This window comes from Kluyvera genomosp. 1, assembly GCF_001266615.1.
GTDB classification, from domain to species: domain Bacteria; phylum Pseudomonadota; class Gammaproteobacteria; order Enterobacterales; family Enterobacteriaceae; genus Kluyvera; species Kluyvera cryocrescens_A.
The window spans coordinates 179,294-192,652 of sequence record NZ_LGHZ01000018.1 but is presented as its reverse complement, the minus strand read 5'-3'; the positions used below and the strand labels follow the sequence as shown (position 1 = coordinate 192,652).

Genomic DNA, 13,359 nt, shown 5'->3' with positions numbered 1-13,359 from the left:
CTGCGTGGAGATGTGTTATGTCTGATACTAAACGTAATACCATCGGTAAATTTGGCCTGCTGTCGCTGACATTCGCCGCCGTTTACAGTTTCAATAACGTCATCAATAACAATATCGAGCTTGGGTTAGCGTCGGCGCCAATGTTTTTCCTCGCCACGCTGCTGTACTTTATTCCTTTCTGTTTGATTATCGCTGAATTTGTTTCATTAAATAAAAACTCTGAGGCCGGAGTGTATGCCTGGGTGAAAAGCTCGCTGGGCGGCCGCTGGGCGTTTATTACCGCTTACACCTATTGGTTTGTGAATCTGTTCTTTTTTACCTCATTGCTACCGCGCGTTATTGCTTACGCGTCTTACGCATTTCTCGGTTATGAATACATTCTTACGCCGGTTGCAACCACGGTGTTAAGTATGGCGCTGTTCGCACTGTCAACGTGGGTATCAACCAACGGCGCAAAAATGCTGGGGCCAATTACTTCCGTCACCTCATCATTAATGCTGCTGCTGACGCTGTCGTATATTTTACTGTCGGGAAGTGCATTGATGGGCGGTATTCAGCCGGCGGATCCGATTACCGTTGATGCGATGATCCCGAATTTTAACTGGGCGTTTCTCGGTATTACCACGTGGATCTTTATGGCTGCGGGCGGTGCAGAATCAGTCGCGGTTTATGTTAACGACGTCAAAGGCGGTTCAAAGTCGTTCGTTAAAGTCATCATTCTGGCCGGTATTTTCATCGGCGTCCTGTATTCGATTTCCTCCGTACTGATTAACGTTTTTGTCAGTAGCAAAGAACTGAAGTTCACCGGTGGCTCGGTACAGGTTTTCCACGGTATGGCGGTCTACTTTGGCCTGCCGGAAATCCTCATTAACCGCTTTGTCGGCCTGGTTTCCTTCACCGCGATGTTTGGCTCACTGCTGATGTGGACCGCCACGCCGGTGAAAATTTTCTTCTCGGAAATCCCAAGCGGCATTTTTGGTAAGAAAACTGTCGAGCTGAATAAGAATGGCGTTCCGGCACGTGCTGCCTGGATCCAATTCCTGATTGTGATCCCGCTGATGATTATTCCGATGTTGGGATCAAGTACCGTGCAGGACTTAATGAATACGATCATTAATATGACTGCTGCGGCCTCAATGTTGCCACCGCTGTTTATTATGCTGGCGTATTTGAATTTGCGACGTAAATACGATCATCTGCCGCGTGATTTTAAGATGGGATCGCAACGTACCGGCGTAGCGATTGTATCGATGCTGATCGTTATCTTCACTATTGGGTTTATCGCCTCAACTTTCCCAACTGGCGGCAATATTCTAACCATTATTTTCTATAACGTCGGTGGGATCGTTATCTTCCTCGGCTTCGCATGGTGGAAATACAGTAAATATCTCAAGGGATTAACGCCGGAAGAGAAAAAAATTGAAGCCACGCCGGTAGCCCATTCGTCGTAAGTGACATTTTTAATTAATCATTATCAATACCTCTAAAATACAATGAAAAAAATAAACTACCTTTACGGGGCACTCGTTGCCCTGGCTTGTTGCCGCCCGGTTTTCGCTGAAGAGATGGCGAAACCGGCGCAACATGATGATATGAAAACACCGTCAATGGGGGCGACCTCTTATCGCTTTTATGGCGAATTAGGCCTTGGCGGATATATGGATTTAGAAAATGAGGATAAGCATAAATACAGTGATGGAACCTATATTGAGGGTGGTCTGGAAATAAAGCACGGGCAGTGGTTCGGCTTAATTTATGGTGAGGGCTGGACGGTGCAGGCGGACCATCAGGGCAATGCCTGGGTGCCGGATCACAGCTGGGGCGGTTTTGAGGGCGGGATCAACCGCCTGTACGGTGGCTATAAAACCGATGACAGCACCGAAATTATGCTCAGCGTGCGGCAGGATTCCTCACTTGATGATCTTCAGTGGTGGGCCGATTTTACGCCTGATCTCGGCTACGTCATTCCTAACACCCGCGATATTCAGTACGCGCTCAAGGTGCAAAATCTGGCCGGAAAGTTCCGCTATAGCGTTACCGCTACGCCTGCCGGCCATCACAACGAAAGCAAAGCGTGGCTGCATTTCGGTAAATACGATCGCTATGACGATAAGTATACCTATCCAGCGATGGTCAACGGCTACGTGCAGTATGACATCGCCGAGAAGGTGACCTGGATGAACGGCATGGAAGTGACAGACGGCACCGGGGAGCTGTTTTTAACCGGGATCTTGTCACCAAACTTTGGCGCTCGCGCCTGGCATCACACCGGGCGGGCGAAAGGGCTGGACGAACCGGGGACTGAAACCGGCTTTATGGCCAGCGCCATGTATGAAGCCTTTAAGGGGTTTTATCTTTCCACCGCCTACAGTTATGCCAAACATCGGCCGGACCACGCCGCCGATGAAACCACCGCGTTTATGCAATTTGGTATCTGGTTTGAATACGGGAATGGCCGCTTCGCCACCGCAGCGGACAGTCGTTTCTACATGAAGACTGCCTCTGGCGATCCGAGCGATAAAATTTTCCTGATGCAGTATTTCTATTGGTAAGAAGGGATACAAAAAAGATGAAGATGACTTTCCCCCTGGCCCCGCTGGCCTGTGCGCTGCTGCTGAGCTTTTCGGCACACGCAGCCGTGACGGCGGACGCTTTTAAAAACGTGGTCAATCGCACTGGCGCACCGCAGTACATGCATGACTACGATTATGACGATCACCAGCGTTTTAATCCCTTTTTTGACCTCGGCGCGTGGCATGGACACCTGTTACCGGACGGCCCGGCCACCATGGGTGGATTCCCTGGTCCGGCGCTGCTGACGGAAGAGTACATCAACTTTATGGCCACCAACTTTGACCGGCTGACGGTGTATCAGAACGGCAACAAGCTGGCCTTCACGATGCAGGCCTACAGCCTTCCCGGCGCGTTAGTGCAAAAGCTGTCGGCTCCCGGCGTGGAGATTGCGATGACGCTGCGTTTTGCCAGCGCGCATACTTCGCTGCTGGAGACCAAAATCACCAGCAACACACCGCTTAAGCTGGTGTGGGATGGCGAGCTGCTGGAAAAACTGGAAGCCAAAGAGGGCAAACCGCTATCGGATAAAACCATTGATGCAGCGTTTCCTGACTATCAGCGCCGCCTGCACGTCACGCCGGATGGCCTGACGGTGACGTTTGGTAAAGTGCGTGCCGACTCCTCCCTGATGACCTCCGGCGAATCACAGTATCAGGTTCATCGTTCGCTGAAAGCGGATACCAAAATTGATGGCCATCGTTTTACCAGTCGTGCGCAGATTAGCGGGTCGACCACGATTTACACCACCTATTCACATCTGCTGACCGCTGAGCAGGTCAGCCATGAGAAAGCGCAGATCCGCGATATTCTGGCGCGTCCTGCATACTACCTGGACGCTTCTGTACAGCGCTGGAACGGCTACCTGCAAAAAGGGCTGACCAATCCGGATGCCACCGCCGAACAAACGCGAGTTGCGGTTAAAGCCATTGAAACGCTCAACGGTAACTGGCGCGCGCCGGGCGGGGCGGTGCACTACAACACGGTGACGCCGTCGGTCACCGGCCGTTGGTTCTCCGGTAACCAGACCTGGCCGTGGGATACCTGGAAACAGGCGTACGCTATGGCGCACTTCAACCCGGAGATTGCCAAAGAGAACATCCGCGCCGTCTTCTCCTGGCAGATTAAAGCCGACGATAAGGTACGCCCGCAGGATGCCGGATTTGTGCCGGATCTGATCGCCTGGAACCTCAGTCCGGAGCGCGGTGGCGACGGCAGCAACTGGAACGAGCGTAACACCAAGCCGAGCCTGGCCGCCTGGTCGGTGATGGAGGTGTATCGCGTAACTCAGGATAAAGCCTGGCTGCAAGAGATGTACCCGAAGCTGGCGGCCTATCATGATTGGTGGCTGCGCAATCGCGACCATAACGGTAACGGTGTGCCGGAATATGGCGCGACGCGCGATAAAGCGCACAACACCGCCAGCGGTGACATGCTGTTTACCCTGAAGAAAGGGGATAAAGAGGAATCACTTTCCGGCCTGAAAACCTATGAGGCGGTGACTCGCAAGGACGATTACGACAGCCTTGAAATCCCGGCTCAGGTCGCAGCCTCGTGGGAATCCGGGCGCGACGATGCGGCGGTGTTTGGCTTTATCGATAAAGAGCAGCTCGACAAATATGTGGCCAACGGCGGCAAACGCAGCGACTGGACGGTGAAATTTGCCGAGAACCGTGACGCTCAGGGACGCTTATTAGGCTATTCGCTGCTGCAGGAGTCGGTTGACCAGGCCAGCTATATGTACAGCGATAATCACTATCTGGCAGAGATGGCGACGATTCTGGGCAAACCCGACGAGGCGAAGCGCTATCAGGCGCTAGCGCAGAAGCTGGCTGATTATATCAATACCTGCATGTTCGACCCGCAGACAAAGTTCTATTACGACATCCGTATTGAGGATAAGCCACTGGTCAACGGCTGTGCCGGTAAGCCTATTGTTGAACGCGGAAAGGGGCCGGAAGGTTGGTCGCCGCTGTTTAACGGAGCGGCGACCCAGCAGCATGCTGATGATGTTGTTTCGGTCATGCTGGATCCAAAAGAGTTCAACACCTTTGTGCCGTTGGGCACCGCGGCGTTAACCAACCCGGCCTTCGGTGCGGATATCTACTGGCGTGGACGGGTGTGGGTCGATCAGCTGTGGTTTGGCTTAAAAGGCATGGAACGTTACGGCCATCGCGAAGAAGCGATGAAACTGGCGGATGCGTTCTTCAAACACGCCAAAGGGTTAACCTCCGACGGCCCAATTCAGGAGAACTATAATCCGTTGACCGGCGCCCAACAGGGCGCACCAAACTTCTCCTGGAGCGCGGCACACCTGTATATGTTGTACAACGAGTTTTTCCGTAAGTAGTGAAACCGCCGGATGAGATAACCCCTCATCCGGCAAATCTGTCAGACAGCCTCCGGTTTTCACCGGAGGTTTCTTTACTCGACGGCAAACGCCTTATCCAGGCGGCTATATCCCAGCCCATTGATCTTCTTGACCTTAATCTGTACTGGAATGCGTTCTTTCATGGCTTCGACGTGGCTTATCACACCAATGATTTTGCCGCTGGCGTTGAGCGTATCCAGCGCATCGAGGGCGGTATCCAGCGTTTCGCTATCCAGCGTGCCAAAACCTTCATCGAGGAACAGTGAGTCGATACGGGTTTTATGGCTGACCAGATCCGAAAGCGCCAGCGCCAGCGCGAGGCTGACGAGGAAACTTTCACCACCAGAGAGGGTGCGAGTATCGCGCACCGCATCGGCCTGCCAGGTATCGACGACTTCCAGTTCCAGCGCATCGCTGGCTTTACGCTGAAGTAAATAGCGGCCGTGTAAGCGACTCAGCTGTTCGTTGGCCAGCCACACCAGATTATCCAGCGTCAGGCCCTGGGCAAATTTGCGGAACTTATCACCCTCTTTTGAACCGATCAGCGCGTTGAGATGCGCCCAGTCCTCAAGCGTAGCGTTGGCTTTTTCTATCTCAAGGAACAGAGACTGCTGCTGCTGACGATTAATTTCGTCCTGCTTCAACTGCTGGCGAAGTTCGCCCTGGCGCTGGCCGTTTTCGCGCAGCTGCTGGGCTAACAGCTGAAGCTGAGCCTGGGTATCCGCGAGAGTAAGTTCGGGCGTTAGCGTTTCCGGGCGCAACGTCAGGTGCTTTTTCAGGGTTTCCTGAACTTGGGTAACCAGCGTCTGGCGCTGCTGATGTTGGGTTTCCAGCGTCTGTTTAAGCTGCTCCAGCCGTTGGCGTTCACTGGCGTCGAGGAGTGCGGCCAGGAAATCATCAACGTCGGTAAAGTGCGACTCAGCAAGCGCCTGGTTGAAAAGCTGCTCTGCCTGCTGAAGCCGCTGTTGCTCCTGGATTTCTTGCTGTTGCAGCGTGTGTAGTTGGCTCTCCAGTGCGACGCAGTCGTTGTGCACCTGCTGCCAGCCGTCGAGGCTTACGCTGCTGCCATCGTCGGGACCTTGTGCAGACGGCAGCGCTTCCAGCAGCGGCTGGATCTGCGCCAGCTGTTGCTGCGTGTGCTGGCTCTCTCTTTGCTGGTGCTGCCAGGCCTCGGTTTGTGCTTCACGTGCCGTCAGCCACTGTGCTTCTTCACCGGTGGCCGGTGGCATCAGTCCGTATGCCGTGAGCGCTTGAGCAAGCGTATCATCGCGCAGCTTCAACTCTTCATTCATGTGGGCGTTCTGCGCCTGAAGCTCGCGGATTTGCCCTTCAAACGTCAGGCGCTGGCTGTATTGGTAGCGCTGTTGTTCGGCTTCGTCCTGTTCGGCAAGCCAGCGGCTAATGTCATCGGCGGGCTGCAGCGAAATTGCCAAATGCTGCGTGACTTCCTGCCACTGTGATGTAAGTGCTTGCTCCTGCTGAGAAAGCGTTGCTAGCTCGTCGCTTTCTTTCTGCTGCTGTTTTTGCAGCGCCTCTTGTTGGCCGCGCAGGGTGGCGCCATCTTCTGCCAGACGGTTCACCTCTTTTTCCAGTGCATCGCGGCGGGCTTTGTTGGCGTCGGGAACCAGCGACTGATACTCCGCCAGCGCCGGGTGATCGGTTGAACCGCATAGCGGGCATGCGGCACCGGGCTGCAAACGTGCGCGCTCGGCTTCCAGCCGCACGATAGTGGCTTCCAGCTCGCAAAGAGCTTTCACATCTTGCAACTGCTGCTTTTTGTCTTTATACACCTGGCGCAGTTGGGTTAACTCGGCCGTGATTTTTTCCAACTGCTGCTGGCGCTGCTGCCCGGCATCAATCAGCTGCTGGCGACGGCTTTGCAGTGGGACAAAGCGCGCGTGTAAGCTGCTGAGCTGCTGGCGTAGCGGGCGCGTCGCCGCGTGGTGGGCAATCTGCGCCGCCACTTCGTCTGCTGTCAGGGTAAGCGTGACGGCGGGAAGCTGGGCAAGCTGCTTTTCCTGCTCGATCAGGCGTTGTTGCTGCGTTTGTAGCTGCGCGCGGTCGCGAGCCTGCTGGGCAAACGCACTGCGCCAGCCGGTGAGTTCACCCTGCCAGCGCTGGATGTGTTCATGTTTCTGCAACCATTGCTGTCGTTCGGCCTGTGTTTGCAGCAACGCGGCAGCCTGGCGTTCAGCGGTGTAGCGGATGCGGTCGCGCAGGGTGCTGGTTTCATGTAAGCGAGTATTCACTTGCATAGCAAGCTGGTGGGTTTTGGCGACAGTGGCCGTCTGTTCCTGCATTTGCATCCAGCGTGGACGCAGCGCTTCGGCGGGCTGCGCGCGGCTGAGTGCCGCAAGCTGCGGCTGGGCGGTAGCCAGCGCCTGCTCGGCGTCGCTCAACGCCTGTTGATTCTTCTGATTATCCTGTTCCAGCTCGGCTTGACGCGCCAGCCACTGCTGATGCTGTGTCGTGAGAGCCTGCTGCTGCTGCCACTGTTGCTCGTCGGAAGTAAGCACCTGCAAACTTTGCAGCAGCGTCTGCTGCTGCTCTTCGCTTAACAGCACCACGCCGCTGGCCTGGGCCTGTAGTTTGTCCAGCTCGCCACGCGCATGTTTATGTTTTTCAAATACCTGAGCGGAGATCTGGCCGTAAATCTCGGTGCCGGTCAGCTCTTCAAGCAGTTCAGCGCGTTCTTTCGGCTTGGCGTTGAGGAAGGCCGCGAACTGGCCCTGCGAGAGCAGCATCGAGCGGGTAAAGCGGCCATAGTCCAGCCCGCTGAGGGCGGCGGTCATCTCCAGCTTATCTTTGACTTTGTCAGCCAGAATCTGCCCGTCGGCGCAGCGGGCCAGCTCCACGCGCGGCGCCTGTAGATTGCCGTCCGGTTGATTACGCGCGCGGTTCTGGCTCCAGAAAGCGCGGTAGGCCACGCCCTGAACTTCAAATTCAACCTCTGCCAGACACTCGGCGGTATCGCGCGTCATCAGGTCATTTTGCGATTGAGAGACCGTATTAAGGCGCGGCGTCTCGTGGTACAGCGCCAGACAAATGGCGTCCAGCAGCGTCGTTTTTCCCGCGCCGGTCGGGCCGGTAATGGCAAACAGGCCGTTGCTGGCAAACGGTTCCTGGGTAAAATCGATTTTCCACTCGCCTTTGAGCGAGTTGAGGTTTTTCAGGCGCAGGCTGAGAATTTTCATGGCTGTTGCTCCTCGCCAAGGCCGTGTAGCGTTTCATTAAACAGCGTTTCTAAGCGTTGTTGCTGCGGCTCTTCTAGCGTTTCCAGTGCGAGGCGACGATGGAAAACCTCTTCGACACTCAGTTCGCTTAAGGTTTCGCGTTCGAGGCTTGCCAGAATACGCTGGCGCTGTTCGCGGCTACGGCGCACCAGCAGCACCTCTACCGGCAGATCGTCAGTGATGACTTGAATTTTGCGCTGGATATCGTGCAGGTATTCGTCGCTGGTCATCTCAATATCGACCCACGTCGCGGGTTCCGCATCCGCGTCGCGCCATTCGGCTAACTGCGCGCTGATACTGTCAAAGTCGCCTTTAATCACCGCCAGCGGCTGGGTTATCGGCACAACGAGCGGCGCGACGTCATCCAGCTTGCCGTCGGTAAATGTCACCAGGTTAACGCTTTTGCTCTTGCCGGTTTCATCAAAGCTCAGGGCGATAGGTGAGCCGCTGTAGCGGATATGTTCGCTGCCGCCGATTTTCTGCGCCCGGTGGATATGTCCCAGCGCAATATAGTCGGCGGGCGGGAAGTTTTGTGCCGGAAATGCGTCCAGTGTGCCAATATAAATGTCGCGTACCGCGTCACTTTTGCTGGCACCGACGGTGGTCAGATGGCCGCTGGCGATAATGGGCAGCGCTTGGTCGGCGCGCAGTTCGCAGGCCTGCTGGTACTGCTGCTGATAGTAGTCGGTGATGCTTTCCAGCACCTGGCGTTGTTTTTCGCTGCCGGAAAGCCCTGCCTGGCTGGTAATAATGTCGCGCGGCCGCAGGAAAGGCACCGGGCAGAATACTGCGCCGGGTGTGCCATCGCGCTGGTTGAGGATAAACGGCGCGTGGCCGGCGCTGGCAATCACCGTGGTATTAAGAAACGACAGAATATCGCGTGACTCGTTTAGCGTGGCGACCGAATCATGGTTGCCCGCCAGCACCACCAGATGGCAACCGGTTTGTTGCAGATTAACCACAAATCGGTTGTACAGCTCGCGCGCATAGCTCGGCGGCGAACCGGTATCGAAGATATCGCCTGCGACAATAATGGCATCGACCTTTTCCGTTTCAGCGGTGGTCAACAGCCAGTGCAGAAAGGCGTCATGTTCGGCGGCACGGCTCTTGCTGTAAAAGTTCTGGCCAAGGTGCCAGTCCGATGTATGGATAATGCGCATAGCGGTTCCGTAAAAGAAAACGTAAAGGTGATTATAAACATTCACCTGGGCCGGGGTCGATGCGCGAAATCGCCTTGTGTCATAAACGTTAAAACGCGATCATCTGACGGTCATGTTTTTCATAAATCTGTCATAAATCTGACGCATAATGGCGCCGTATATAATACTGATGTCTAAAACAGGGCAAATAATGGCAAGACGTATTCTGGTCGTTGAAGATGAAGCGCCAATCCGCGAGATGGTGTGTTTCGTGCTGGAACAAAACGGTTTTCAGCCGGTGGAAGCGGAAGATTACGATAGCGCTATCAGCAAGTTGAATGAACCCTGGCCTGACCTGATTTTGCTCGACTGGATGTTACCGGGTGGATCTGGGCTGCAATTTATTAAGCATATTAAACGTGAAGCGCTCACCCGTGACATACCGGTGATGATGCTGACGGCACGCGGGGAAGAGGAAGATCGCGTCCGTGGCCTCGAAACCGGCGCGGATGATTACATCACCAAACCATTTTCACCGAAAGAGCTGGTCGCCCGTATCAAAGCGGTGATGCGCCGTATTTCACCGATGGCGGTGGAAGAGGTGATTGAGATGCAAGGACTGAGCCTTGATCCGACCTCCCACCGAGTCATGACCGGTGAAAACCCATTGGATATGGGGCCTACCGAATTTAAACTGCTGCACTTCTTTATGACGCACCCGGAGCGCGTTTATAGCCGCGAACAGCTGCTAAACCACGTGTGGGGAACCAACGTCTATGTTGAAGATCGTACCGTTGACGTGCATATTCGTCGCCTACGCAAAGCGCTGGAACACAGTGGTCATGACCGCATGGTGCAAACCGTTCGCGGCACGGGTTATCGTTTTTCCGCCCGTTTTTAATTTTTGACAGGAGTGTGACCCGTGCTGGAACGGCTGTCATGGAAAAGGCTGGCCCTGGAGCTGCTGTTATGTTGTCTCCCGGCCGTGGTGCTGGGAATGGTGTTCGGTCATCTGCCGTGGTTTTTACTGGCGGCAGTGACCGGGTTGCTGGTCTGGCATTTCTGGAATTTACTGCGGCTTTCCTGGTGGTTGTGGGTTGATAGAAGTATGACGCCGCCGCCAGGACGCGGTAGCTGGGAGCCTTTGCTGTATGGGCTAAACCAGATGCAGCTGCGTAATAAAAAGCGCCGTCGTGAACTGGGTGGCCTAATCAAACGCTTTCGCAGCGGCGCAGAATCACTGCCGGATGCGGTGGTATTGACCACGGAAGAGGGGGCCATTTTCTGGTGTAATGGCCTGGCCCAGCAAATGCTGGGGCTGCGCTGGCCCGACGATAGCGGGCAAAATATTCTCAACCTGCTGCGTTATCCCGAATTTACCCAACACCTCAAAAAACGTGAATTTCTCAAACCGCTGCACCTGGTGCTTAACAGCGGACGTCATCTGGAAATACGCGTCATGCCATATACCGACCGGCAGCTGCTGATGGTGGCGCGCGATGTCACGCAGATGCACCAGCTGGAAGGGGCACGCCGTAACTTCTTCGCAAACGTCAGCCATGAGCTGCGCACGCCGTTAACCGTGCTGCAAGGCTACCTGGAAATGATGCAGGAGCAGGTTCTGGAAGGAATGCCGCGCGAGAAGGCGCTGCATACCATGCGTGAACAAACCCAGCGTATGGAAGGGCTAGTTAAACAGTTGCTGACATTGTCGAAAATCGAAGCCTCGCCGGTGCTGTCGCTCAATGAAAAAATCGATGTACCGTTGATGCTGCGGGTGGTCGAGCGCGAAGCGCAAACGCTGAGCCACAACAAACATCAGTTCCATTTTGAAATTGATCAGAATCTCAAAGTGTTAGGCAATGAAGATCAGCTACGGAGCGCGATGTCGAACCTGGTCTATAACGCGGTGAATCATACGCCGGAAGGGACGCTTATCACCGTTCGCTGGCAGCATGCGCCACACGGGGCACTGTTTAGCGTCGAGGATAATGGCCCGGGCATTGCCCCTGAGCATCTGCCAAGGTTGACCGAGCGTTTCTATCGGGTGGATAAGGCTCGTTCAAGACAGACGGGCGGTAGCGGTTTGGGGCTGGCGATTGTTAAACATGCGGTGAATCATCACGACAGTCGATTGGAAATTACCAGTACGCTGGGCAAAGGCTCCTGCTTTAGTTTCCTACTGCCGGAACGTTTAATTGCCAAAAACGACGGCTGATCGCCAGCTTGTCAGTTTAACTTTCCACAGACCAGCTTCGGCTGGTCTGTTTGCTTTGCAGTCAATGAAACGCTGCGTGATTAACGAACGTCTGGTTGTTTTTTGTTCGCATGATTAGCCGGGTGTTTTTCCTAAATCCAGTTAATAACTCTATGTATAAATTCACTATCAATATAATCATCTGGTTTTGCGATCCCGTGTTGCTTTAAAACGTTATAAGCGTTTAAATTGGCCCCCAAGCAGCCGTAATCAGACTGCTTATTCGCGGTAAATCAAAAAACTATTCTTCTCTACACCGCGAAGGGAGCATATCCCGCTGAGTTTGTTGCTGGTTTCCTCTGCATCATTCCACAGGCGCTGGCACGATAAATTTATGTTTTACAACACCACACCCACAGGCAGTAGTTACATATGACCCATCAATTGAAATCGCGTGACATCATCGCTCTGGGCTTTATGACCTTTGCGTTGTTTGTTGGCGCAGGCAACATCATTTTTCCACCTATGGTTGGTTTGCAGGCCGGTCCTCACGTCTGGACCGCGGCTATTGGCTTCCTGATTACTGCTGTCGGTCTGCCGGTGCTAACCGTAGTCGCACTGGCGAAGGTCGGTGGCGGCGTCGATAGCCTGAGCACCCCGATTGGTAAAGTGGCTGGCGTTCTGCTGGCGACCGTGTGCTACCTCGCTGTGGGCCCACTTTTCGCTACCCCGCGTACCGCGACAGTGTCGTTTGAAATTGGTATCGCGCCGCTGACCGGTAACGGTGAACTGCCGCTGTTTATTTACAGCCTTGTCTATTTCGCGCTGGTTATTCTGGTGTCGCTCTATCCGGGCAAACTGCTGGATACCGTGGGTAACTTCCTGGCTCCGCTGAAAATTCTGGCGCTGATTGTGCTTGCCGTTGCGGCAATTATTTGGCCTGCTGGCCCAATCAGCCATGCCATGGAAGCGTATGAAACTGCTGCATTCTCTAACGGTTTCGTCAATGGCTATCTGACTATGGACACCATGGGCGCGATGGTCTTCGGTATTGTTATTGTTAACGCCGCCCGTTCCCGTGGCGTGACCGAAGCGCGCCTGCTGACCCGCTACACCATTTGGGCTGGCCTGATGGCGGGCGTTGGCTTGACGCTGCTGTATCTGGCGCTGTTCCGTCTGGGTTCAGACAGCGCGACGCTGGTTGATCAAAGCGCAAACGGTGCGGCGATTCTGCACGCTTACGTTCAGCACACCTTTGGTGGTGCGGGCAGCTTCATGCTGGCGGCGCTTATCTTTATCGCTTGTCTGGTGACGGCGGTGGGCCTGACCTGTGCTTGTGCCGAGTTCTTCGCGCAGTATCTGCCGTTCTCCTACCGTACGCTGGTGTTCATTCTGGGCCTGTTCTCTATGGCTGTCTCGAACCTGGGGCTGAGCCATCTGATTCAAATTTCCATTCCGGTGCTGACGGCTATCTATCCGCCATGTATCGCACTTGTCGTACTCAGCTTTACGCGCAATTGGTGGCATAATTCCGGCCGCGTGATTGCACCACCGATGTTTATTAGCCTGATTTTTGGTATCCTTGACGGTATCAAAGCTTCTGCTTTCGCTGATGTACTGCCGGGTTGGACTGCCCGCTTACCGATGGCGGAGCAGGGTCTGGCATGGCTGATGCCGACGGTTGTTATGGCGGTTCTGGCCATTGTCTGGGATCGTATGGCAGGGCGTCAGGTAACATCTAGCGCGCATTAATTCGCACGGCGCTTTAACGGTGTTCAACCACGGAACGTGATGTTCCGTGGTTTTTTATTTTGGGTACTTTAACCTAAGTCTTTCAGGCTGCTTTTG

General features: G+C 54.5%; 8 protein-coding genes. 6 read left to right on the top strand and 2 right to left on the bottom strand.

Annotated features, from left to right (window positions below):
• Positions 1-17: 17 nt before the first annotated feature.
• Genes KP80_RS12225 through ygjK form a run of 3 tightly spaced genes read left to right on the top strand, consistent with a single transcriptional unit; the run spans position 18 to position 4,921 of the window.
• Positions 18-1,451 (top strand): amino acid permease, encoded by a 1,434-nt coding sequence (locus KP80_RS12225; RefSeq protein ID WP_052283913.1) that lies wholly within the window; start codon positions 18-20, stop codon positions 1,449-1,451.
• Positions 1,452-1,493: 42 nt separating this feature from the next.
• A complete protein-coding gene (ygjJ, locus tag KP80_RS12220; protein ID WP_052283912.1) occupies positions 1,494-2,552 on the top strand; it encodes a protein YgjJ in 1,059 nt (352 codons plus the stop codon).
• A 17-nt stretch (positions 2,553-2,569) separates the two neighbouring features.
• A complete protein-coding gene (gene ygjK / locus KP80_RS12215; protein WP_052283911.1) occupies positions 2,570-4,921 on the top strand; it encodes an alpha-glucosidase in 2,352 nt (783 codons plus the stop codon).
• 74 nt (positions 4,922-4,995) lie between these two features.
• Here the strand turns inward: ygjK and sbcC are convergent, their stop codons facing one another.
• Both sbcC and sbcD read right to left on the bottom strand, forming a co-directional pair.
• Complete coding sequence (gene sbcC, locus KP80_RS12210) at positions 4,996-8,136, bottom strand: exonuclease subunit SbcC (protein ID WP_052283910.1); 3,141 nt, start codon at positions 8,134-8,136, stop codon at positions 4,996-4,998.
• Complete coding sequence (gene sbcD, locus KP80_RS12205) at positions 8,133-9,335, bottom strand: exonuclease subunit SbcD (RefSeq protein WP_052283909.1); 1,203 nt, start codon at positions 9,333-9,335, stop codon at positions 8,133-8,135. Before sbcD ends, sbcC begins: the two co-directional genes overlap by 4 nt.
• A 190-nt stretch (positions 9,336-9,525) precedes the next feature.
• Here sbcD and phoB point away from each other — a divergent pair, with 190 nt between their 5' ends.
• The 3 genes from phoB (at position 9,526) to brnQ (ending at position 13,263) form a co-directional block, all read left to right on the top strand.
• Entirely contained in the window at positions 9,526-10,215 is a 690-nt protein-coding gene (gene phoB / locus KP80_RS12200) for a phosphate response regulator transcription factor PhoB (protein WP_052283908.1), read from the top strand.
• Between the two features lie 21 nt (positions 10,216-10,236).
• A complete protein-coding gene (gene phoR / locus KP80_RS12195) occupies positions 10,237-11,532 on the top strand; it encodes a phosphate regulon sensor histidine kinase PhoR (protein ID WP_052283907.1) in 1,296 nt (431 codons plus the stop codon).
• Positions 11,533-11,943: 411 nt separating this feature from the next.
• Complete coding sequence (gene brnQ, locus KP80_RS12190; protein WP_052283906.1) at positions 11,944-13,263, top strand: branched-chain amino acid transporter carrier protein BrnQ; 1,320 nt, start codon at positions 11,944-11,946, stop codon at positions 13,261-13,263.
• Positions 13,264-13,359: the final 96 nt, after the last annotated feature.

Excerpts from the sequence above, each read along its gene's own strand:
- KP80_RS12225 (WP_052283913.1), top strand. The coding sequence starts at position 18 with ATGTCTGATACTAAACGTAATACCATCGGTAAATTTGGCCTGCTGTCG.
- ygjJ (WP_052283912.1), top strand. The coding sequence starts at position 1,494 with ATGAAAAAAATAAACTACCTTTACGGGGCACTCGTTGCCCTGGCTTGT.
- ygjK (WP_052283911.1), top strand. The coding sequence starts at position 2,570 with ATGAAGATGACTTTCCCCCTGGCCCCGCTGGCCTGTGCGCTGCTGCTG.
- sbcC (WP_052283910.1), bottom strand. The coding sequence starts at position 8,136 with ATGAAAATTCTCAGCCTGCGCCTGAAAAACCTCAACTCGCTCAAAGGC.
- sbcD (WP_052283909.1), bottom strand. The coding sequence starts at position 9,335 with ATGCGCATTATCCATACATCGGACTGGCACCTTGGCCAGAACTTTTAC.
- phoB (WP_052283908.1), top strand. The coding sequence starts at position 9,526 with ATGGCAAGACGTATTCTGGTCGTTGAAGATGAAGCGCCAATCCGCGAG.
- brnQ (WP_052283906.1), top strand. The coding sequence starts at position 11,944 with ATGACCCATCAATTGAAATCGCGTGACATCATCGCTCTGGGCTTTATG.